General features: G+C 49.8%; 18 protein-coding genes and 1 tRNA gene. 1 reads left to right on the top strand and 18 read right to left on the bottom strand.

The window, feature by feature from the left end:
* Window positions 1-152 precede the first annotated feature (152 nt).
* The 11 genes from BUE18_RS25860 to BUE18_RS25810 form a co-directional block, all read right to left on the bottom strand.
* Window positions 153-1,157: a hypothetical protein gene (locus BUE18_RS25860; RefSeq protein WP_073479034.1), complete on the bottom strand. Its 1,005-nt coding sequence runs from the start codon at window positions 1,155-1,157 to the stop codon at window positions 153-155.
* Between the two features lie 42 nt (window positions 1,158-1,199).
* Window positions 1,200-3,311, bottom strand: coding sequence for a DUF1156 domain-containing protein (locus BUE18_RS25855; RefSeq protein ID WP_073479033.1), 2,112 nt, complete (start codon window positions 3,309-3,311; stop codon window positions 1,200-1,202).
* A gap of 23 nt (window positions 3,312-3,334) precedes the next feature.
* Window positions 3,335-4,195: an SIR2 family protein gene (locus BUE18_RS25850; RefSeq protein WP_170868470.1), complete on the bottom strand. Its 861-nt coding sequence runs from the start codon at window positions 4,193-4,195 to the stop codon at window positions 3,335-3,337.
* A gap of 1 nt (window position 4,196) precedes the next feature.
* Complete coding sequence (locus BUE18_RS25845) at window positions 4,197-5,237, bottom strand: ParA family protein (RefSeq protein WP_073479031.1); 1,041 nt, start codon at window positions 5,235-5,237, stop codon at window positions 4,197-4,199.
* A gap of 427 nt (window positions 5,238-5,664) precedes the next feature.
* Entirely contained in the window at window positions 5,665-6,033 is a 369-nt protein-coding gene (locus BUE18_RS25840) for a DUF6713 family protein (protein ID WP_073479030.1), read from the bottom strand.
* Window positions 6,034-6,188: 155 nt separating this feature from the next.
* Window positions 6,189-7,580, bottom strand: coding sequence for a sodium/glutamate symporter (locus BUE18_RS25835; protein WP_073479029.1), 1,392 nt, complete (start codon window positions 7,578-7,580; stop codon window positions 6,189-6,191).
* A 254-nt stretch (window positions 7,581-7,834) separates the two neighbouring features.
* The gene (locus tag BUE18_RS25830) at window positions 7,835-8,995 is read right to left on the bottom strand and encodes an acyl-CoA dehydrogenase family protein (protein WP_073479028.1); all 1,161 of its coding nucleotides are present in this window, start codon (window positions 8,993-8,995) and stop codon (window positions 7,835-7,837) included.
* A gap of 49 nt (window positions 8,996-9,044) precedes the next feature.
* Window positions 9,045-10,430 carry an MmgE/PrpD family protein gene (locus tag BUE18_RS25825; RefSeq protein ID WP_073479027.1) on the bottom strand — a complete coding sequence of 462 codons (1,386 nt, stop codon included), beginning with the start codon at window positions 10,428-10,430 and terminating at the stop codon, window positions 9,045-9,047.
* 57 nt (window positions 10,431-10,487) lie between these two features.
* A complete protein-coding gene (locus BUE18_RS25820; RefSeq protein WP_073479026.1) occupies window positions 10,488-11,288 on the bottom strand; it encodes a CoA-transferase subunit beta in 801 nt (266 codons plus the stop codon).
* A 33-nt stretch (window positions 11,289-11,321) separates the two neighbouring features.
* The gene (locus BUE18_RS25815; protein WP_073479025.1) at window positions 11,322-12,257 is read right to left on the bottom strand and encodes a CoA transferase subunit A; all 936 of its coding nucleotides are present in this window, start codon (window positions 12,255-12,257) and stop codon (window positions 11,322-11,324) included.
* Window positions 12,258-12,352: 95 nt separating this feature from the next.
* A complete protein-coding gene (locus BUE18_RS25810) occupies window positions 12,353-12,889 on the bottom strand; it encodes a PadR family transcriptional regulator (protein WP_073479024.1) in 537 nt (178 codons plus the stop codon).
* A 397-nt stretch (window positions 12,890-13,286) separates the two neighbouring features.
* Here BUE18_RS25810 and BUE18_RS25800 point away from each other — a divergent pair.
* Window positions 13,287-13,374, top strand: a tRNA-Leu gene (locus BUE18_RS25800).
* Window positions 13,375-13,382: 8 nt separating this feature from the next.
* On the opposite strand, the gene BUE18_RS25795 is transcribed toward BUE18_RS25800, so the two are convergent.
* From BUE18_RS25795 to BUE18_RS25765, 7 genes are all read right to left on the bottom strand, one after another.
* Window positions 13,383-14,411 (bottom strand): tyrosine-type recombinase/integrase, encoded by a 1,029-nt coding sequence (locus tag BUE18_RS25795; protein WP_244549382.1) that lies wholly within the window; start codon window positions 14,409-14,411, stop codon window positions 13,383-13,385.
* Window positions 14,412-14,587: 176 nt separating this feature from the next.
* A complete protein-coding gene (locus BUE18_RS25790; RefSeq protein WP_015946877.1) occupies window positions 14,588-14,782 on the bottom strand; it encodes a hypothetical protein in 195 nt (64 codons plus the stop codon).
* A 303-nt stretch (window positions 14,783-15,085) separates the two neighbouring features.
* Window positions 15,086-15,676, bottom strand: coding sequence for a tyrosine-type recombinase/integrase (locus tag BUE18_RS25785; protein WP_073479021.1), 591 nt, complete (start codon window positions 15,674-15,676; stop codon window positions 15,086-15,088).
* Between the two features lie 187 nt (window positions 15,677-15,863).
* Window positions 15,864-17,390: a DEAD/DEAH box helicase gene (locus BUE18_RS25780; protein ID WP_073479020.1), complete on the bottom strand. Its 1,527-nt coding sequence runs from the start codon at window positions 17,388-17,390 to the stop codon at window positions 15,864-15,866.
* A 350-nt stretch (window positions 17,391-17,740) separates the two neighbouring features.
* A complete protein-coding gene (locus BUE18_RS25775; RefSeq protein WP_073479019.1) occupies window positions 17,741-20,506 on the bottom strand; it encodes a toprim domain-containing protein in 2,766 nt (921 codons plus the stop codon).
* Window positions 20,507-20,518: 12 nt separating this feature from the next.
* Entirely contained in the window at window positions 20,519-20,779 is a 261-nt protein-coding gene (locus BUE18_RS25770) for a hypothetical protein (protein WP_073479018.1), read from the bottom strand.
* A 67-nt stretch (window positions 20,780-20,846) separates the two neighbouring features.
* A complete protein-coding gene (locus tag BUE18_RS25765; protein WP_073479017.1) occupies window positions 20,847-21,410 on the bottom strand; it encodes a helix-turn-helix domain-containing protein in 564 nt (187 codons plus the stop codon).
* Between the last annotated feature and the right edge of the window lie 172 nt (window positions 21,411-21,582).

The following is a 21,582-nucleotide window of genomic DNA, read 5'->3' as shown; positions in this document are numbered from 1 at the left end:
GGATCGGACAGGTCTTGGCTTGGTGCGGAAAAACGATCTTCTCGGCTCTTCGTCGGATAAATGGCTTCTTGCGACATGGAATCTCCTTTCAAAAGATGGAAATTCTTATGCCACATCCCGATTAACCCGTGAAGATGCGGTTGTTTAGACGGTTACGTGCAATCTACCATTTTGTCCAAATTTCGAACGGTGAAAACTTTGCCCCTTGTTGCTCTAATCATTTTTTCCATATCCGATTTTCTTTGTGCAAAACCACGGCCGCCAATACATGCAATGACTTCAAACTTCGGAGGCCTTCCAGGACCATCTTCTCTCAGCCTGTCAAGGTGCTGTATCCTGGTAACTTTGTCGCGGGCTGTCCCATCGTCCTCTGTTATTTTTGCTTCAATGACCACTTTTGGATTATATACACTTGGGATAATAAAGTCAGGAGCTTGATCAAATCCTGGAACAACCTGTGCGCGTCCCGTTTTTACATATGTAATCCCTGCTTTTGTCAGGGCTTTTTCAATGGCAATCTCAAGAGTATCTCCCACCAACTCACTGATGGAGTCTCTATGACTGGCAAAGGGTCTACCCAAAAACCTTTCATAAAGCAGCATGGCGTAAGGAACACCCAATTCCGCTACAAGTTTAAGACTGTCGAGTCCTTGGTCCGTGTCGGCTTTGCTCAGTCGATGAATCTCATCTCCGGTAGTTTCTGTTGCTCCCTCGGTAAGGATTTCAGCAGCCGTTTCCGCCATTGCTGTAATGCGATCCGAGGTTACCCCATTGGATGGCAATTGAACTTCGGGATTCATCCTTATTTTGCGATCAATTCCTCGAGCGGCTCCTTGGCTCACGCTTGTGTTAGACCTGACCGTAGTAACATAGGCCCATTCAGGAGGGGTAAACCCCAACATACTCCTAATAACAATGAAAGCCACAGGTTTTGCTTGCACAGCATGCAAAAGATTCGGTCCATTTAACTCCGAGAACCCTTTGGTTCTCCTTTTAAGTTCCTCGTATGCATCTTCAAAGGTTCCGTACTCTATAAAACCATTTCCTCTCGGCATTGAGAGAAAACTTGACTCCAAGCAGGAGCATATTGCAGCAACATGCTCCAGAATGTTCTTATCAACGTCATCATAAGGGACTTCAAAGGGGAACATTGGCATAATTGTCTGCTTTCCTTTTTTGATAGCTCATTTTCTAATGAGTCAAATGTCAGACGTCTTTTCTATAGTCCTTTTATGTTTGTCCAGAATATACAGTCTATTTAAAATTCTTCTAAGCTTCCTTTCAGGCAATTCAGAAGAATCCCATCCTTCCCTTAGGTCCACCGAAGCAATTCGCGCCATCTGCCCATAATAGATACATCTTATATCACCAGTAGACGGTTTGACAGATCCCGCTCTTAGGCTGGACAAGTCATTTTCCACCAACGTCTTCAAACGCTCTGTGACGTTCGCCTCCCCTTTATCATTACTATCATTTTTCCGACATACAAAAACAGTGTCTATTATAGATGATCCTGTTCCATTGATATGAATTGAGCCGCTCATTTCACCAGGGCAGGGAATAGCTTTGGTGCAAACCAAGTCCGCATCCAGAATAGCCATAATCACAGGCGCATAAGCCTCCAACGTGTTGTGATGAAAGGTGAAAGCTAATGGTCCTTTGGATTTAAGAGCCATTGCCATTTTTTGAAAGACCTTTGACAAACCATCCGCAAAATCATCAAGCCCCCTTGACAAAGTTACGTTTCCCGTCAACTCTTTAGGATTCCTGGTGGAAGATCTTGCAAAACCCTTTCGATTTCGTCCAATGATTTTTTTAAGCCACACAAAGCAAAAATCCATTAATTCAGCATATTGAACATTTCCAAAATATGGAGGATCGGTAAAAACGGCATCTATGGACTCGGGAGGTACTTCAAGGTCAGTCGAGCTTTGGCAATACAATTCAACAGACCTTCTTTCACTGCCGCGCTTTTCACCAATCCATTCCCCATTAATCGGGACAATCACTTTTTTGCTGTTGTTAAACCTAACCTCAAAGGGTTGATCACAGTAGGCCTTGGCTTTGGCATACTTTGCAATTATATTGCCCCAGCCTCCACTCCCGACATTGACTCCATTCCCATTTGTAATTCCAAGAAAATTCGATTCACACTGAATCAAACTCACGGGAAAGCCATGAATAGAAAAAATATCTAATGATTTTAGCGCCATGGTATCGTAGCGACACAACAGGTTTTGATATCTCAGCAAGTCGGAAAAGTTGGTTGCCAAAGCGTCCCTTACTCTCCTGGATTTCTGGCCTGAAATCAGTCGAGCACTTGTCTCCAACCCGAGAAGTTGACGTGAGTTGAATAACTCGCTGTATTTTCGATACCCCCAGCGCAACAAACGTTTGGTTTCATCTCCGTCCGGAATCTCATCATCCGGAATGAAATGAGGAGTCATTTCATGGAAAAGTGCTTGCGCCGCTTTATACTTGCTCAAATCCACTGAATCGGGTTTTTTGAAAAACCTGCCGGCATGCATGGGCCGACATTGAGGGCAATGGTACTCTATCGCAATCATTCTATGCTTGGGAGGACCAAAATCCTGGCAAGGAAACTTATTTTTCACTCCGCAGAAGGGGCATATTGACGAATTTCGTTTCGCAGATCCATCCATTGCCAGATTTGAATTGCAGCGTACACAGTTCCCAAGCTGATTCAAGTCATCCACCTCGTTTAACTCTCCGCAGCTTGGACAGATAAGCACATCCTTTGGATGGCGCCTGCTTTTGGCTATCCGGTAGTTTGGGAAAAGGTCATAAGTTTTCCCGCATCCTCTGCAATCACAGGTCTTAACCCAGAGAAAATATTTGACATGGGCTCTCTCAGAATTGCATTTGGTGCACCGGGTTCTGTAAAAATGCCCGATCTCAGCTTCAAGAAAATTAGTTAATTGAGTAGCGCTGGCTTGATAAGCATCCAAATCCAAACTTTCGACCTCTTCACGCACCACCCAGTACGCCATAGGGTTAATGTCGGCGCCCACAACGTCGCAGCCTAATCTATTAGCCTCAAGTAAAGGCGTCCCTCCTCCCATAAAAGGATCCGCCAACTTGATACCGCTGAAATCATTTGTTTGATAAAAGGCTTCCGAAAGAGGGAGATCGCAGAATTCAGAAAGAAGAAGCCCGCGAAACAAGGTGCCGGGACGCCTCGCAAACCATTTATGAACAGCAATAATAGGTCGGTAGTTTTGCTGGATTTGCTTTTCCCGCAAAGCTAAGGAGGAAATGAAAGAAACATCGAATGATTTTTCTATTGACATTAACATCCTAAGAAAAAAAATAGTTATGACATGAAGGAAGCTCGATAGGCTTCCACCTCTTTTGAAAGTTCCAATAATAACTCTTCTACTTTTTGGTAGTTGTCAGCTTTGTATTCAATGAAGGTTATATTATAAGACTTCGCAATGGCATTCTTAATTGCCGCATGTTGACCGTCTGGTACTAATGCATAGTGAGTATGAGCGCTCTCTGCTGCAATATTACTACTTTCCAAAATCAGTTGAATATCAGGATCAAGAAGACTATACCCTAAAAATAGCAAAGTATTCGTTAAAAACAATGCATCCAAAATGTTGTAAAAATTTCCATATCTTCTTCGCGCTTCAAAGTATTGTGACTTGGTGAGAACCATTTTTGCTGGATGATCAATACACCCATGAGCCTTAATCACCATTCTCCTCTTCGACCGCAGACAGTCGATAATATTAGTTTCCGTATACTTACAAACGACATAGCTCGTGGACTTCTCACCCTGGAGACAATAGCTGTCATAAATTTTATCATAGTTTGTGGTAATTAAAATTTTTGGATCAATATCCATGATATACTCATGAAGCACTGAGTGTTCAAAATTTGGGCTGAGAAACTCAGCCTGAACCACAGTAGAAAAATCAGCCGGAGTAATACAATGGTTGATTATCTCAGCAGCATCAAGAAATTGTCCCTTTTCGATTAATCCCTGAGCATAACGTTGATCATCTTCAGATTTAATGCACGCTGACATTTTCTCGAGCAAATCTTTCCAGGTTGGAGGATTCCTACTCTGATCATCCTTGGCTTTGCAGCTAGCGGAAATGCCGCTGCCAATAAAAATTATACAACGGCGCTCAGCCAATTCTTCGATGAGTGCTAATGGCCAAGTCATTTTAGTCATCCTCCAAGTTTAAATTCTCACTCAATCTATCAACAATCAATTCAATGGTTTCTGCAAAAGTATCTCTTTGTTTAAATTGAGATCCAACTAGCCCATCCTTAGATGATAATCTATATACGGGCACAGACGATGATTGAGCTAACGGAATCAAGCTATACAACTGAGGAATATCACCAATATTGGCACGATTGATGTCAATATGGTCTGGAAGAAAGTCTCCCAAAGTTTCATCAATAATTTTAGGGACATCTTGAATTATATCTTCATATGCTTTTATTGGCCTTTTTTTACCTTTTGAAACTGTTTTTGTTATATACTGTTGCATAGTGTACCCAACATAACCACGATCTATGTCTAAAGGGTTTTTAAGAGTATACTTCGACATTCCTGCTCGATCAGATTTTCTCCAACGAGATAACCCATCCTCATATTCTTCCATCCACCTGTCAATCCACTCCTTAATATTTCTTACCCCCAAAATACTAAAAATATCAGCAGCCATGGGGGTTATAAATCTATCGCATCCTACCAGAACACTACGATTTATTGAGCCTAAACTTGGACCAAGATCAAAAAATGCGAGGTCATAGATATCGTCAAGAGCCTCACAAAGTTGTGTATTCCAGTTTGTTTGCCTTATACCAGCAGGCGTACCTGATTTTAACTCATTCCAAGCCGTACCTAGTCTATCTTCAATAATTGAAAAGGAGGGATGCCCGGGAATTAAATCAACACCAAAACGATTGGCGTCATAGTTAACAGGTTTAACTTCGTTAGAAATGATCGAGTCACCATCAGCCAATGGTTGTAATATGTGTTTGATGGTAGTGATATCTTGTCCAATACGTCCATACCAATAGAAATCAGTAGTGTAGTCCTGACCCATAATTAATTGGGTGGCATTGCATTGTGGGTCACAATCAATTACAACAACGTCATATTTATATTCTATTGCAAAAAACGAAGCAATGTTACAAGTTAGTGTTGTTTTACCAACACCTCCTTTATTATTAAACATGGCTATTGAAATCATGAGAACCCCTCAATTTTAAAAATCCATATTCTGAATATTGCACGGATATCGAAAACGCGGGACACCGTTGAATCGCAATTATGCTTAACGGTGCCTGTGCGTAAAATGGAATTCCTTTAATACATAAATACGAGAAGTATACTATCATAGTGCTTTTAAATTTAAAAGCTGTTTCACTTACCTCAGTTTAATGCTGATTGGCGTAAAGATGAGCTCTTAAATAACGGCCAGTATTTTTGGGTTTTCCCGGGCTGGCCCATGAGCCTGTCCGCGGAAAAGGAAAGCCCTGGCAAACGCGGGCTACGCCTTGTTCGTGGCCATGCACGAGCCCTGGCCCAAGGCGGTTCCCCGCGCCAACCGCACCAGTCAGATCAACTGGAACTTGAAGCTGTTGTAGATGAAAATCAGGGTGAAACGGCCATGCTGCTCAGATCGTGATTATGATCAAATGAAAGAACCCGATGAGCGCCGCCGAGCCGATGATAAGCCGTGAAACCGGATTGGCGAACTCGTTTTTGTCATGCCCTTTAAGCAAAAGATGCAGCCCCAGGTGGACGACCAAAAAGCCGTCCACCACCGCCTGAAACCAAAACTGCACTGTGTCCGAAGGATGGCCGGCCAAGATCAGCAGCAGCAGAAACAAAGGGATGTGAGCCAGGGCGAAAGCCGGGTAGGCGACTTCCTCCCTGAGCCTGGACAGGCCGGGGAACATCCGCCACTCGTGCCGGTGGATGGCGTCCAATTCGTGGGCGAATAAAAGAGACAAACCGCAATAAAAAAGGATGTCCGCCGCCATGGCTCCGCTCCTTGTTTGTTAAGATGATCCGCATACGATCTGCACAAAAAACAGGGTAGCTTAGCAGCCCTCAAAAATCAAGGGGCCTCCCGGTTGGGAAACCCCCATAGTCACTGCGTTTTATTTGGGTGCACGCCGACCCGGCTGTGCTTGAATCACTCCTTGCGCAACTTCAAACGGCTGTAGATTACCGCGCCGACTACACATGCCGCGCACACGCCGCCGGTCAGGCAGAATATGGCGAAGGAGTTGGGCAGCAACTTGATCACCGGCAGCAGCAGGGCGTAGCAAACCAGGGTGGCCAGGGCGTAGCTGATGGAAAAATCCTTCAACACCGGTGTGGACAGGTTGGAGTCGCAAATTCTCAGCAAAAGAATGCCCGTCATGATCACGCCCGTGCTCTGGCCGAACAAGGCGATGCTGCGCTCGAACTCGTAATCCTTGAACAGGCGAATTCCCAGCACCATGATGATCAAATACACCATGAGCAGGCCCAGGGCGAACATGGCGATCATGGGAACGGCGTATCTGAGGACGGCGCTCACCGGCAGGCTGGCAATGGCCGCCACAATGGAGTAATCCACCAAAAGAGACGCGAACTTGGTTTTGATTCTTCCGTCAATGAGAAAGCCCAGGTCCAGCCGTTTGATGATGTTGTTCACGATCAGCATCAGGGCGATGGCGTAAGCCCATTCCGCAATATTGGAAAGCAGGGGAACGTGATGCGCCTTGAGAAAAGCCACCAGCACGTAAGAAGCGCCGCATACGCCCAGGATGATGGCCACATGCAGGGCCAGGGAGTCCACGGAGGAGGAATGGGTGGTTTCACGGCACACCGCGGTTTGCTCGTCCAAACGCTGCTGATAGCCCTTGCGCATTTCCTCGGGCAGATCTTTGGGATCAGTCAGGTTGCTGATCTTGTTTTTCCGAGCCGCAATATTGATGAAAATCATCCCGAACAAAATGCCGAAGACCAGTCCCACAGTCGCGGACGTAACGGCCACGCCCTGGGCCACTTCCCAGGCCGGTTGATTCAACTTCTGCAGGATGTTTCCGATAAGCCCGGCCGTGCCGTGGCCGCCGAAAAAGCCGAGCGCCAGCTCCATGCCGAAGGCCGGGTAGATTTCCAGTTCCGGCATGATGCGGGAAAAAACCATTTTTGTGGCGAATCCCAAAGCGAACAGTCCGAACGCGCAGCCCACGCTGAGCAGAAACATGGGCAAGACCTGGCTTTTCTGCTTTTTATCCAAAGGCGTCTGCATGGGGTCCAACCCAAGCCCCAAAGGTACGGACGCGATAATGGGCAGAATGAGTATGCCGGGGATTAATGCAAAATCCTTGATGAATTCGTCCGGTATGGGCAGGACGGCGTGCGTTTTCAAAACCACGGGGCCCAGCAATAGGCCCAAAAATCCGCCGATTACCGACGCGGGAAGAAACAGGTTCTGAAACAGCTTGATTTTGGCTCGCAGGAAAAAACCGGCCAGCAGCAATCCGCTGAGGATGCTGAATTCCTGCATTAAACGGGTGAAAAGTTCTGACGTCATGGGCGCCTCCCCTGGATGTATTGGTTAGACAGGCCTTGGCCCTTCTCTGGGCCGCCCCTGTATTGATGGAAGGGAAGAGGAGCATTACCCCCTCTGATGCTGCGCTAAAGTCCTTTGCCTGGCGTATAAAGATTTAAAACCGAAAAGATTTCCTGCGGCATGGTCTCCCCCCCCCTCGCCTTGAACCTTGTGCGTCACGGCGCCGCGCCGGAGAAGGCTTCCCCCGGCAAGGCGGCCTTTAAGAGTCTTGTTTGCTAAGCCCGCTGGTTGAAACGGCGGCCGAATAGCACGCTGGCTATGGTCACCCGGAGCATTTGCAGGCTCCCCCCCGCCACCTGCCAGGCCCTGGCGTCCCGGACCATTCTTTCCAGGGGGTAGTCCGTGCTGTAACCGTACCCCCCGAGTATCTGCAAGGCGGCGTCGGTCACTTCCTTGACCATTTCGTTGGCGTAGCACTTGCCCATGGAAGCCTCGTAAATGGAGGGCAGGCCCTGCCCCGCCCCGGAGGCGGCCCGGTAGACCAGCAGCCTGGCGGCGTCCAGTTTCATGGCCATGTCCGCAAAGGTGAACTGAAGGCCCTGGAATTCGCAGATGGGCCGGCCGAAAGCCTGGCGATCCATGGCGTAGCGGCGGGCCTCTTCAAAGGCGCCGCCGGCCGTTCCCAGGCACATGGCCGCATTGCCGCAGCGCTCGATGTCAAAGGCCAGCATGAGCTTTCCGAAGTCCCCGGCCTTTATCACCACGTTTTCCTTGGGAATTTTTACATTGTCGAAATACAGGGCGCAGGAGGGCATGCCGCGCAGGCCCAGAAACACCTCCTGCTTGCCAAAGGTGAATCCCCCGGCGCCGCTTTCCACCAGCACCGCGCCAATGCCTTTATGCCCCTTGATCCCCTCGAACCGGGTGTAGACCAAATAATGGCTGGCAATCCCCCCGCCGGTGATAAACACCTTGGTTCCGTTCAGGAGGTAATGATCGTCCTTTTCCACCACGTTGGTTTCCAGGCTGGTGAGATCGGAGCCGGCCTGGGGCTCGGTCATGCATACGGAAACGCTCAGGTCGCCCGAGCATACGCCGGGGATCACGGCCTTTTTCTGCTCTTCGGTTCCGAACAGGCTGATGACGCGAGCCGGCCCCACGTTGGACTCGAACACGGGCGCCGCGATCATGGGGCTGAACTTGGCAAGCTCCTCGATGGCCAGAATCGCCGTAAGGGCGTCCATGTCCGCGCCGCCGTGCTCAGCCGAAAGGGTCATGCCAAGCAAATCCATCTTGGCGTATTTTTTCATGAGTTCGTGGGGGAATTCGCCGGTTTTGTCGATTTCGACGGCCAGTTCCTTAAAGTTTTCGCGTTTTCCCATGTCCCGAAGGCTTTCCAGCAACATGGCTTGTTCTTTGGATAGCGAGAAGTCCATATCTATCTCCTTGCAGCAAAATTTACTTAGGTTGCAATATTTGTAATAATCAAATCACGGCCGCCAGCTCCCGGACGTCTTCCATTTTTTCCAGGTTGAGGACGGCCTCTCCGATGCGCTCCATCTTGGCGTCATCCCTGTGGCCGGAGAATCGTTTCAGCTTGTCCAGAACGTCTCTGTATTCCATGGGATCCCGAGGATCTCCCTTGGGGATGTCCACTTGCTTCACAAGCTCCGTCCCGTCTTCCAGCCGGATCTCCACCCGGCTGGACGTTTTTTCGGGATAAGCGGCGTTCAATGCGTCGTCCGTTTCCACCGTCACTTTACGGGAAAAAGCCACGAGATCCTTGTCGGCCAGGCGTTTTTCCGTAAGTTGAATGGGCCCCAGGTCGCCGTCGAACAGGCAGGCGGAGACCACGTAGGGGATGGAAAACTGGGCGGAGACAAAGGTGTCTTCCGGAGCGATTTGCTTGCCCACGGCCAGTTGGGCGATGCCGTAAGTGAAAACCGTGATGGATTTTACGGCTGCCGGATCGATTTTGTTCTCCTTGCAAAGGCCGAGAGTCGCCTGGGCGGCCCCGTGGGTGTGGCGGCAGGCGGTGTATGGCTTGAAATAAACGTCTTCCAGGGAATACGGCTCGCCCAGGTTTTGCACGAGCCTGTCCAGGGTCGGATCGGCGGCCGTGGTGATCCTGGCGAACCCGCCGTTCAGGTGGGAGCCCTCCACAATATATGGAGCGCCGGTGATGTTTCGCCGAGCCAGGCCCGCGGCCATAAGGCCTGCACTGGCGGACTGTCCGCCCTGGACGATTTTGACGGTAAAGCCGCCCATGAGGGTTTCGGCCGTGGATATGGGCAGCAAATATCCTGCATTGCCGAAAGCCGAAGCCATGAGCGCGGGATCGAAATCAAGCAGCCTGCCTGCTGCGGCCGCCGCGCCGAAAGTCCCGCAGGTTCCGGTGGGCAAAAAGCCGCCCAATGTGTGCCAGGGATGCATGGCTGCGGCGATCCGGTCGGCGGCTTCGTATCCGGCGGCGATGGATTCGATCACCTTTTTTCCGCCCAGGCCTTTGCTTTCGGCCAGGGCCAGAACAGCAGGAATGACGGACACGCCCGGATGATTTCCCCCAAACCGCACTCCGTCCTGAGCCTCGATGGCTTCGGCGGCGGTCCCGTTGATAAAGGCTGCGTTGTGGATGTCGGTCTTGAATCCGCATCCAAAAGCCGACGCGGCGCCGCCGGATCCCAGGGATTTGATGTATTCCACTACCTGGTTTACGGCGTCCATCTCCAGGGAGCCGTAAATGTTGGCGATATAATCGAGGATGCAGAGCTTGGCTTTGAGCGTAATCTCCGGGGGCAAAGCCTCAAACCGGATGTTTGCGCAAAACGCGGCCAGTTGCTCCGTGTATTTAACTTCTGCAGGTGCATTCATGGACAACCTCCCTTTTTTCAAGGCCGGAAAGGCGGTTCAATGCATTAGACGGCGACGCTAGACATATCCTTTTTTCTCGTAGATGGAGATCATGCGGAAGGGGTCCAACTTCTCCCGGAGCGCCCTCAACTCCTCCTCAGTAGGGGGCAAGGTTTCGTGAACCGAGTCCGAAACCTGCAAGTCCCACGGGGTGTTGTCCCTGATCTCCTCAATGGTGCTGCCGGGATGGTACGAGGCCAAATAGGCCTCCTTGGTATCTTTATCAAAGCGCAGCACCGCCTTGTTGGTGATAAGCACGTGAGGGCCGGTGTTTTCCGGCATGCCCCATTTTTCCCGGGCGCCCGGGCCGTCGATGTATCCGGGCGTGGTGATGAAATCCACCTTGTTTGCCAGCCTGCGTTTGTCGTGCAGGGCGATTATCAAGGTCTTCCTGGCCAGGCAGCCGATGGGATTGGCGCCCCCGCTGCCGGGAAGCCGCGTCTTGGGGGATTCGTAAGGGCCGATGACCGTGGTGTTGATGTTTCCGAAGCGGTCCACCTGGCTGCCTGACAAAAAACCCACGTCCACATGGCCTGCCTGAAGCAGCATGCCCATGATGTCCACCAGCCCTCCTATCATGGCCGCCCCCGGATTCAGGCAGGGATCGCCCACGGAAAGTGCAGGCCTTTTGGGCTGGGCGTCGATCACGCCGGACTCCTGCATCAAAACCGCACTTGGCGCATGGGTATGCTTGGCGATGTTGGCCGACATGGTGGGGAACCCCGTGCCCACGATCACCACGTTGTTATCCTGAATCTCCCGGGCTCCGCAGCACGCCATAAGCTCGGGCTTGATATAATCTCCGGAAAAATCGTTCATGTTTCTTCTCCTTTTGCAGCAGATGAGATTCCCTTAATAGGCGTAGCTTACGGGAAAGCCGTAATCGAACTCGGCGCCCAGTTTTTTATAGGCTTCGTATCCGAACTTTTGGATGTAATGCTGAATGTAGGCTGTGCGATCCTCCATCCCGTACACCCATTCATCCAAAAAAGCCTTGAACCCCTCCTCCGTGTTGGAGGCCTGCTGGTATAGATATCCGAACGAGAAATCCGCGTCGTAAAAGCCCGGCGTGTAACCGGGATGAGAGCCGTAGGGCTCTTCCACCACCGCAACCACCTTGCTTCCCGGCACGATGGTCCGGGAAGGATCTTTGCCCACGGTCTCGCGGCTTACGATTCTCTCGCATGACACGATGACCTTCTTGGATGCGTTGGCCCCATACATGCAATCCCCGCCGATTCCCCACATCTGGGCGTTGCCGAACTCGTCCGCCTGCTGCACATGGATAATGCCCACGTCGGGATTCAAAGCCGGAACCAGAATGGTGGGCCTGCCGTCAAAGGGCGAATCGATCAACTTGTACTTATCCTCCCCCATGAACGACTTGACCTTAAGAAGATCGCTGCCCGCCATGTCCCGGATGGGAACGAACGGCATGCCCATGGCGCCGGCCATGAGCATCATGGGCAGGGCCAGGTTGGTGTACTCCTCTATCTCAATTTTGCGGGGAATCCCTTTTTCCAGAGAACGCCGGAAGCATCGGCCGAGACCGTACACTCCCAAAGAAAGAAAGGTTGCAATAAAACGTTTGACGCATCCCGCTCCGATCATCATGTCAAAGTCATCCGCCGCATTGCTGCGGGTGATGGTCAGATCCGTAATCCTCTGACGGATGATTTCGTGAATGGCGGAAAACGGAGTGCGGCAGACATAGCCGCCAATGAACAGAAAATCTCCGCTGCGCACATTGGCTGCTATGGCCTCCTTCATGGACATGACTTTGCTCATAAGTCGCCTCCTCCCAAACCGACTGCAAAATTCCAAACATCCATTCCCAAAGGGATTGGGTGATTATTTAACTCCGGCGGACGGCCCGCCGGTTTTTATTGCTCCTCACCCCCGGCCGCGACCTTTTTACGGGTCTCCTTCAGCCAGGACAGCATCATTTTGTTCATTTCAATGCCCAGTTCGGCTAACTGATTGACGAAAACGTCCTTGGTCCGCCATTTTTCCTTTTTGGAAAGACGGCCGGCCAGGTCGCCCTCATAGGCCATGATCTGTTCGTCAATAAGCTCCAGGGCCCTTCCCTTGTCTCCAAACCCAAAAAACACGAAACGCATCAAAAAAGGATCGCGCAGCAGCATGCTTCTTTCCGGCGAACCGGCCAGCCATTCCTGAAACGCCTCCCGCCCCGCATCGGTCAGGGAGTACAGTTTTTTCGGCGGCCCTTTTTTGCCGTTCTGGACCTCTTCCCGCATGGATATGAGGCCTTCCTGCTCCAATTTTTTCAGGTTGGGATAAATCTGCCCGTAGTTTACGGACCACATATACCCGAAATTCTTTTCAATATGCTCTTTGATGCGGTATCCGTGCATGTCTTCGTAATGAAGCAGCCCGAGGATGGAGTATTTAACCGACATGATGTTCTCCGTAGGGGGGGATTGGTTTTGAAAGCAATATATACTTTCAATATATTAAAAGTATATATTAACCCAAGCCTGTCCGTCAAGACGCTTTTTCACAATAAATCGCCGCCAGATCTTAAAAATGGGCTCAAATCCGGAATTTTTCGGGACGGGCGGAGCGGCTTGTTCAAAAAAGATGAGGCTTCAAACCTTGGGAATGCATCAATATGTTGCGCGGGAAAAGGCTTTGTGTTATGCCATTTTTCGCTGGGCGACTATTGATTTTTCGGAGAACAAGGGCTATGGACCTGCCTGACCGCTTTTTGGAAAGAGCGGCGGTTGGGATCGATTCATTGGCCGCAGCCGAAAGGCCGATAATCAGCCGGCGGTCGGATTATACAATTCAGGAATTGCCCGGGTGGCGGAATAGGTAGACGCAAGGGACTTAAAATCCCTCGGTGCTGCGCACTGTACGAGTTCGATTCTCGTCCCGGGCACCAAAAATCCTTTATAATCCCGAATGGTTGCGATTTTGACCATCGCCGCAGCCAACCTGCGTATTTTGCTCCAACCCCGAAATTGTGCCTAAATTGTGCCCGCAGCATTTTGCCAGGTATTTCTCACGTAATTCTGTAGCCATCAAAAGATCCCGTTCATCCACTATATTGTAGCGGTCAAAAACCGCCCGGGTCTTATGTCCTGACACCCGCATAGCCACATTTTCAGGGACTCCGGCCCTGACCATGTTTCGCACCGCAGTCCGTCTTAAATCGTGAAACAGTTTGTAAGAGACCCCGGCTTCTTTCAGGGCGTTTTTCCAGGCAAATCGGATTTCCACTATTTTTCCGGTATGCCTTCGGTTTGGAAAAACATAAGGTAAAATGTTTATGTGTTTGGAGCGCTGCTTCCATTGGGTCTTAAAGATCTCAATCAGTTCCGGATCCAAAAACACCATGCGCCCGGCCTTGTTCTTGGTAGTCCCGACTTCAAGCCGTGCGGTCCAGCGGTCTCGATCAACCTGCGCCCAGGTCAGACCGGCTATTTCCTGAAAGCGCCACCCATATTTGTATCCGAAGGTGACAAAGCCTTGAAGGTAGTCGGGAAGCGCATCTCGGACGCCCAAAAACTCATCATGCTCGAAAAAACCCGTTCGGACATTATCCTCTTGCAGCATTTTGATTTTTGGAACTCTATCCACTAACGGCGGCGTCTGTTCTGCGCCCAAGTTCAGCATTCTCTTTAATGCTGATAGCTCCCGATTGATGGTGGCGTTGGCCGCTCCTTCCCCCATCCGCTTTTCAATGTACTGATTGATGCGAGGGGTGGTTATGGCTGGCACAGAATCCCTGCCAAAACTGCGCTTCAGCTTTCGTACGCACAGGTCGGCTCTGGCCAAAGAGCGCTTTTTGTTGATTCGATAGTCACGCAAAAAGTCTTCTGCCAAATCCTTGAAAAGCACCTTCTCAAAATGAACCCCGGGCGTCCTTCCATGGGCTATATCGGCCTCCCTTTTGGCAAGCAGTTCTTTGGCAATCATTTTCTTGGCGCTGCCCGAGCTTTCCCGGACCATCTCTCCATTGTGGTAATACTTGATCCACCATGTTTTCCCCCTAAGGTATAAGGTTCCCATATATTCCTCCATCAAGAGCCTGGCGGGCGCAAGATGGATGCCGTAAGCATCTCACATCCCGAGCCTGCAATCAAGGCTCCCGTTCAGTTGGCAACGTGCTTGTTCTGCTCGATAAACGCCTCAATGTCTCGTCTATCCAGCAACTGTTTGTTGCCCGCTGTGAGAACCGGCAGTTCTTTCCGCCATACACGGGTTCTCCAAAACCATAGGGTTGCTCCGTACTCTTTCACCACTTCCTTCAATGTCATCAAACGCGGTTCTTTGCTTTCAGTCGCCATTCATAATGCCTTCTCAAATTTGCGGCCGATCGAATCTCGGCATGGTGGAGTGCTGATTGTCTGCGCACCCGTGCAGTTGAATAAATTTGATTTGGAACTCCCCCTTTGCAAGGCCGCAGCCCCCTGGGCCCCCGAGTCATCCGCCATAACGCCTGCGGCTGACAAAGCCCAAAAACTTTAAAAAATCCCATGCGCACCAGGTTGATAGGGGGGGAGGGAGTCCCAGTCCCGGGGTTTCTGTTCCGGCGCATGGTCTCGTCCAGGGGCAGGCCCGAGCCCTTCCCTGGACGGTGTATGTGACGCCTATATTTCATTGGCGTAAATGCTCCTCACTTCTTCCGGCTGGATGCAAAGGTAATCCAGGGTTTGCTTCTGGGAACTGTGATTGAAAGCCACCATCAACTCGGGAAGTCCAACTCCAAAACGAACCCTTTGGTGATATCCAAAGGTTTTGCGCAGGGTGTGGCTCCCGTAGTTGCCTTTCAGGTTGATGGCCTTGCACCAGCCCTTCACCAGCCGATTCACGGACGGAACCGTCAATGGGCCTCGTTGCCCGGTAAAGAGAAGGTCACCATCTTCCATGGGCCTGGATTCCAGCAACTGGGTGATGGCCGTGATGCAGGCCTTGTTCAAAGAGATCCTCCTGGGCTTGCCGGTCTTCTTCTCGTTGATTTCGATCTCGTCCAAAGGTTTCAGCCCACGTACCTGGCCTGCCCGGATTCGGAGAAGGTCGCTGGCCCGTAAGTTGGTATTGATCCCCAAGGTGAAAAGGGCCAGGTCTCTCGGCTTGTTAGTCAGCAGGGTCTTGATGGCTTTGATGTCCTTTTCCTTGCGAATGGGCTCCACCTTGATTTTGGCTCCCTTGACCGGATGATTCGGGTTTTTTCGGCTCATGATTTTGGCTCTCCTTTGTTGTTAAGTTTTATATTTAAAATACATAAAACTTAACAAGTAATCAAGGCCTATTTCTATAGCTTCGCTGGATTATTTTGGATAACAACCCAATATCGCTTGGTATTGTCATTATTTTTAAAGTCGAAAATCTTGTTAACTTTCACACCAAAGTTAACAAGTTTGATTTTCATTTTTCGTTCTTTTCCAGAGTCGTTTCATGAGCCAGGCCCATGGATCTGTAATATTTTACCCGCTGCCTCAAAGAGTTCATAAGCACCTTAAGCGGATCCCGATAGTCGTGGATCACCAGCTGATCGTTCTTGGGCGCCGCCTTCATCAGGGCGCCCATGGCCTGGAACAGGTGGTCGCCGTATTTGATGGGAGACGCCACAAACAAATGATTGGTCCGGTTGGTTTCCAATTTGTGGATGCTCTTTTGGATTGTGATGATAACCTGCAGGTTCCCTTGGCCATATTTTCGCTGGACTGATTCGATCTGCGATCTGGGAGTTCTTCCCTTGACAATGGCCGCCTTGGCGAACCTGGCCTCCAACAAAGCCTTCAAAGTTTGGGCGTGTTCGATCCTATCGCAGATCACCAGGGCCCGAGCCTGAGGGTTTGCAATGCACTCCAGGATGTCCGTGACAATCAGGTCGTTCCTGGCCTGGTCCTGGACAAGAGCGGTGGTGAGTTCTCCATAGTTATCCAGAAAATCAAACTGGAAATCCGTAGACCTCACCACAAGGATGAGGTTTCCCGTCCCCTCTCCCCCGGTTTTGGAAGGACACTTAAGCTCGCAAAGCAAAGGGCCCAGACAGGCCTTCATAGGGCCGTCCAGACCGTCCAGGCGCTTGTCAGAACGTCCCAAACCCAACAGGTAAGCCGACTCCATGGGTATGACGGCATCCGTGAAGATCTTCAAATTGGCCCGTTCGCATTGATCCACAATCACCATGCCGGCCCGGCTTTTGAGATTGTCCACATGCCTGTATAAAGTCCGGTCTATGGCGATGGCGATTCCCTCGCCAAAATCCTGGCGTCCGTCTCCCAGCATCCCAACCTGGCCGCCGTCGATATTTAGAAAGCGGCAAGCAGCCTCCTTCCACTGATACATTCTGGCTTTGCTTTTAACGATCACCAGGGCGTCCACGTTTCGGGCGGCTGCCAGCTTTAACGCCAGAACCTTTTTGCCCGATCCCCTGGGCCCGGCCACTATGCCGAACCTCCTAATACGGATGGCTTCCAAGGCCTCAATTTGCTCCGGGTTGAGGCTTCCTTTGAATTTCAAACAAAAGGATTGGGGCCGCACAGTCCGATCCTTGATGTCGAACCTCACCCTGTTTGCGTGAAAGATCCTAATCAGTTCGTGCATGAACCCCCTGGCCAAGATCAGCTTGCCGTCCTGGTTCCAGGCGTATTGGAGATAACGGGTGGTCCCTGGTTTGATGCGCCCAAACCGAGCCTCGTGAAAGTACCTTGGATTGTCAAAGGTCAGGCGCTTCATGATTTCCTCGTGAACCTTGATAGGCAAGGCCCTGGCTTCCATTTCAATCACATTGCCCAAAGCCACGCTCACAGGCCCAGACGGCGTTGGCTCTTCCGGAAGAGAATCCGTCTCCAATGCCGCCTTTGCATGATCCTCCATGGCTTGCGCCGCTTCCTCGGCTTTCTTCCTGGCCTCAATTTCCTGAATCAAATTTTCTAAGAATGACATATATGCCCCCAGCTCCTAACATGTACGACAGCTCTAACAGACATAGCCGCAAGGAAGTAATTGGATAACATTTTGAAATCAAAGAAATTATTTCTTATATCTAACAATCTAACGCCATTTTCCAAAAACAATACCAATGGCAACCCTCTATTCAATGGCTTTATAATGGACATAGGATTCATGCTTCTTTTTTTCGTATAGGTTGTTTTTATATTTTGGCGTCATATGTGTTAGATTGAATTCCCTTTCTATATATAATATATTAATATTATTAATAAAAATATATATAAAAGAAGGGTTTTTAATCTAACGTTCACTCTAACAAGCCCCTGATCAACGATGTTAGCTTGTTAGATGGACGCCTCCTCATCCGAGCTCAAAGGGTTGGGATCCAGGCCAAAAAGCCCCCAGGGAATTACGTATCCCCTTTGCTGGCGCCTGGCTATGACGCGAAATCGCGCTTTTACGCCTTCCACTCTCTTTAGAATGGGACCGATGCTCAGCTTGTGCCATTTGGTGTCCTTCAGGAGTTTGTTGGCCACAACCGTGTGATGAAGAAAGACGCCGTCCTCGCAGCGTTTGACGCCGCATGCTTCCAAGACATCCTTATTCATCGAATACAAAGGTTCCGCCAAGGCCTGGCTAACGGTTCTTTCTGTTCGAATGATGCGTGTATAGCCGTTTGGGTCGGATTGCTCTTGAGCGACTTGAACGACGGACGTCAAAATATCCTCCACCAGACTTTCCTCATCCTCTAAAGGCGTCTCATCTTCGTTTTGCTTCCATTCTTCCAAATAGTTTTTTACCATGTATTGCAAACACTGCTTTGGTCCGGAATCGCTCACGGCCAGCATGGCGTAGGGAACGGCCACGCTTTCAGCAAACCGGTTGTCAACGCCTTCAAAACGTCCAATCTCAGCCACGGCCTTCTTGGCTTTTTGAATAGCCCATAACGCGTAGGCAACCATGTCCGTTCTTATTTCTTCCAATTCGCGCCAATCCGGAATCTTCGGTTTTCTGGTCGGGTCCTTTTTTGTGCAAATGGAGAGAAAGCGGGAATTGTCCGCAGCTCTGGGCAGGCTTTTTTCGATGCTCGCCAGAAGCACCATGTGCCTGGACTGAAAAGAAACCGCCTGCTGATGCGTTGTGCCTTTGTAGGTTGTCCCTCCCCGGCCGGCGCTTCTGAAGATCTCGATCAGCCTCTCTCTGGACTGGGACTGTTCAAATTCATCGATCATGCAAAGCCGGGAGTCATTGCCCACGCTTTGCCTGAATCCCGCTTCCGTAAGAGACTGGCCCTCATGGCGTAGGGAGAGCCTGCCGCCAAGGGCCTCAAAGAATTGTATAAGGCTGGTTTTTCCGCTTCCCTGGGGGCCGGTCACCCATAAATGAGGCCGCCATTTCCATGAGGTCTGGACAACCTGAGCAAGAGACCATCCAGCAGCTAAGATATGGTCCTGTTTTTTTTCAAAACCCCATTGACTAAACAGATTTGCCAGGCGGGTCAGGATCTGGTTGCCTTTATCGGTATCCATAGACGCGGTTTTATTCCTTACTTTTTCAAAATCAATCCACTCCCAGCCTTTTTGGATTTCTATGACCTTGCCGTCCGATAGGGGGATGTCCTGATACTGAAATCTTCCGCCTTCCCATGTGTAAATGTTCGAGCCATTTACAACCAAAAGGATATCGTCGCCTATGTAATGCACCCCCTGGCCGATCATTTTAAGGTCTCCTAACTGAGTTTTGTTTGCCCGAAGAATGATCTGCCTCTTTAAATGATCAAAGTAAATCTTGCCCTCCGCTTGTTTGCGGGACACTGCGCCCGCCACTTCTTCCCCCCCGATCTGAATCATTTGGTCGTACCGCAGGTCCCGGAGGCCCACCGTGTACACCTTGCCGCTAACCCGGCTCCACATAACGATGCGCGATAGCTTGTCCTCTCCCAAGATTTCGAAAGACTTGAAAGCAGCTAATAGATCCATAGGTGAGTCTTGTTTGGTTGAGGCTGGTTGCAAAATTTTTGCGGAATCAATCAGGCATTGAAAGGCGTCCTCAGGATTTTCAGAAGAGCGAAGATACTCGTCAATATCCTTGTGAGGAGAAGGGATTTCCAGCTTGAAGGCCTGGCCGTTCGCAGCATGGATAGCGGCTGCAAACCTGCGGGTGTATTTATCCCCGGCTTGGTCATTGTCAAACGCCAGGTAAAAGGTCCAGCCTTGGCAGTTTTCTTTGATGTGTTTCGAAGGGGCGGTGGTGTTGGCGTTGCCGTTAGTTGCAATCACCCGGGGCCATTTGCCTTTGTCCACCACAGACAAATAATCGTTCTCGCCTTCCACGATCACCACTGGCCCTTTGCTTGTCAGGCAGTCCTGTCCAAGACATACATACCCGGGATCTTTGAATTCCTTGTTGAGTTGGTATTTGAGCTTGCCGGCGGGATCCTTGAACGTGAAAAAGCAGACTTCCCCGTCTCCATAATGGGGAAACACATAGGCGCCCTGCGGGATGACCAGGCGAACGCCATTGTCTTTGGGCTTAACAAGACCGACGCCCTTCAAATCCTCCACGGTATATCCCAAGGATTTGGCATGCTTGATTAGGTTTCCGGAGGCGTATCCAACTTGACATACATTGAGAATTTCTGCGGAGTGCTTCCTTTTGGACGTCAGATATTCCTGAGCTTTGGGATCGTTAAGCAACTGGGCATGATAAAACTCGGCGGTCATGCGTCGGATTTCAAAGGCCCTGGCTTGCCCTAATTTGGGAATCGTTGAGTCCTTCTTGTTTTCTGCTTTGGACGGTCTGAATGGCGGTTTAGAGGTCTTGGCGTCTATGTTGTACTTTTCAGCCAGACGCCGGGCTGCCTCTCCCTGGCTTTCATGGCTGTGAAGGATCTGCTCTGCATTGATGACGTCGCCGGATATTGAACAGGAAAAACAATGGAAGGTGTTGTCCGCGTACAGGGTCAGGCAATCGTTGTGGCCGCAGGCAAAGCATGGATTGGCCCGGTTGATTCCATCCCCGACAGGCTTGATCAGACACTGGTTTTCAGCCGTCAGGTAATTTTCCAACGGGATTGCTTGTTTCAGGCGATCAAACAACGAATTATCCATACTTTTTTCCCTTTAAGCTGCACTGAAATTTTTGATGCCAAAATCCGCGAAAACGATCGTTTTCCGGAAGAATCCTCCACACGAGGCATGTCTCTCGGGCTTTTCGCCCCAATGACCGCCTTTCCCTCCCCAGAACGCGTGGTCCGCCGGCTTTGGGGGCGGTTTATTTGTTTTGTGAGGTGTCTCAGAAAGATCGATTCTAAAGGGGTCTTTCTTTACAAAATTATTCAGGGGGATGGGGATGTAACCCACATAGACGATTATGTCATTCATAGAAATTAAAACTCCATGGCCTAAATATCATTTATCAATGACATTTGATAACCACATTGAAAAAAAATTAACTGGATTGGATAGAGCGTTTTTCTGGGGTCTCATTGGCCCAATTATCGAGATTAACGCCCGCCATTTCCATAGCTTGTTTTTTTATACGGCCTATAAACAGAATTGAAAAACCGATAACAGCTTCGGTTTTTGAAAAGGGTTGAACAAGATTTTCTAACCCTGCAAAGTCCTTACCCTTTTCTTTAGTCATGACAATCAATTGGTTGCCGCCTCCCATTGACGATGCGTTGATGCTCATGACATATAACATCTCTTTAGAATTTCCATAAGAGGGGTCAGTGTAAAAATTTTTAAAGCCACTTGGCGTTTCTCCCAAGTCGTCTTGACGAAGAAGAAGAAACATGGACTGCAATTGGGTTAATTTAATATTGTAGTCCTTCGCCAAAATTTTAACCATAGCAAACTCCAATAGATTGCGTTCGGAATAGAGCCTGGCGATACCTTTCCCTGAGGCAGCCCTCACATCTGGAAAAACTATTCCCTGGTCTGTCCAGAGTTGAATAGTTCTAATGGGTAGATTAAGTCTTTCGGCGATTTCCCGTTTTGTAAGTTCAAGCATTGACCACTCCTTTCTGTTATCAATGATAACTGACAATACAAAATGATTGAATGCTTTGTCAACCATTTTCTCATGGTTCCAAAAGCAGTTCTTTTTATACCCTATAAAGATTCTGAAATCTTGGTCGCAATCCCTTCGTAAGTCAGGTCAATTCCTACGCGAACAGGGCGAG

The organism is Desulfatibacillum alkenivorans DSM 16219 (genome assembly GCF_900142135.1).
GTDB classification, from domain to species: domain Bacteria; phylum Desulfobacterota; class Desulfobacteria; order Desulfobacterales; family Desulfatibacillaceae; genus Desulfatibacillum; species Desulfatibacillum alkenivorans.
Note: the sequence above shows the minus strand (reverse complement) of the source record. Positions and strands in the feature narration are given on the sequence as shown.

Bases quoted from the DNA above. Each gene is read 5' to 3' on its own strand.
- BUE18_RS25860 (WP_073479034.1), bottom strand. From the start codon at position 1,157: ATGCCAATGTTCCCCTTTGAAGTCCCTTATGATGACGTTGATAAGAAC.
- BUE18_RS25855 (WP_073479033.1), bottom strand. From the start codon at position 3,311: ATGTCAATAGAAAAATCATTCGATGTTTCTTTCATTTCCTCCTTAGCT.
- BUE18_RS25850 (WP_170868470.1), bottom strand. From the start codon at position 4,195: ATGACTTGGCCATTAGCACTCATCGAAGAATTGGCTGAGCGCCGTTGT.
- BUE18_RS25845 (WP_073479031.1), bottom strand. From the start codon at position 5,237: ATGATTTCAATAGCCATGTTTAATAATAAAGGAGGTGTTGGTAAAACA.
- BUE18_RS25840 (WP_073479030.1), bottom strand. From the start codon at position 6,033: ATGGCGGCGGACATCCTTTTTTATTGCGGTTTGTCTCTTTTATTCGCC.
- BUE18_RS25835 (WP_073479029.1), bottom strand. From the start codon at position 7,580: ATGACGTCAGAACTTTTCACCCGTTTAATGCAGGAATTCAGCATCCTC.
- BUE18_RS25830 (WP_073479028.1), bottom strand. From the start codon at position 8,995: ATGGACTTCTCGCTATCCAAAGAACAAGCCATGTTGCTGGAAAGCCTT.
- BUE18_RS25825 (WP_073479027.1), bottom strand. From the start codon at position 10,430: ATGAATGCACCTGCAGAAGTTAAATACACGGAGCAACTGGCCGCGTTT.
- BUE18_RS25820 (WP_073479026.1), bottom strand. From the start codon at position 11,288: ATGAACGATTTTTCCGGAGATTATATCAAGCCCGAGCTTATGGCGTGC.
- BUE18_RS25815 (WP_073479025.1), bottom strand. From the start codon at position 12,257: ATGAGCAAAGTCATGTCCATGAAGGAGGCCATAGCAGCCAATGTGCGC.
- BUE18_RS25810 (WP_073479024.1), bottom strand. From the start codon at position 12,889: ATGTCGGTTAAATACTCCATCCTCGGGCTGCTTCATTACGAAGACATG.
- BUE18_RS25795 (WP_244549382.1), bottom strand. From the start codon at position 14,411: ATGATTGCCAAAGAACTGCTTGCCAAAAGGGAGGCCGATATAGCCCAT.
- BUE18_RS25790 (WP_015946877.1), bottom strand. From the start codon at position 14,782: ATGGCGACTGAAAGCAAAGAACCGCGTTTGATGACATTGAAGGAAGTG.
- BUE18_RS25785 (WP_073479021.1), bottom strand. From the start codon at position 15,676: ATGAGCCGAAAAAACCCGAATCATCCGGTCAAGGGAGCCAAAATCAAG.
- BUE18_RS25780 (WP_073479020.1), bottom strand. From the start codon at position 17,390: ATGTCATTCTTAGAAAATTTGATTCAGGAAATTGAGGCCAGGAAGAAA.
- BUE18_RS25775 (WP_073479019.1), bottom strand. From the start codon at position 20,506: ATGGATAATTCGTTGTTTGATCGCCTGAAACAAGCAATCCCGTTGGAA.
- BUE18_RS25770 (WP_073479018.1), bottom strand. From the start codon at position 20,779: ATGAATGACATAATCGTCTATGTGGGTTACATCCCCATCCCCCTGAAT.
- BUE18_RS25765 (WP_073479017.1), bottom strand. From the start codon at position 21,410: ATGCTTGAACTTACAAAACGGGAAATCGCCGAAAGACTTAATCTACCC.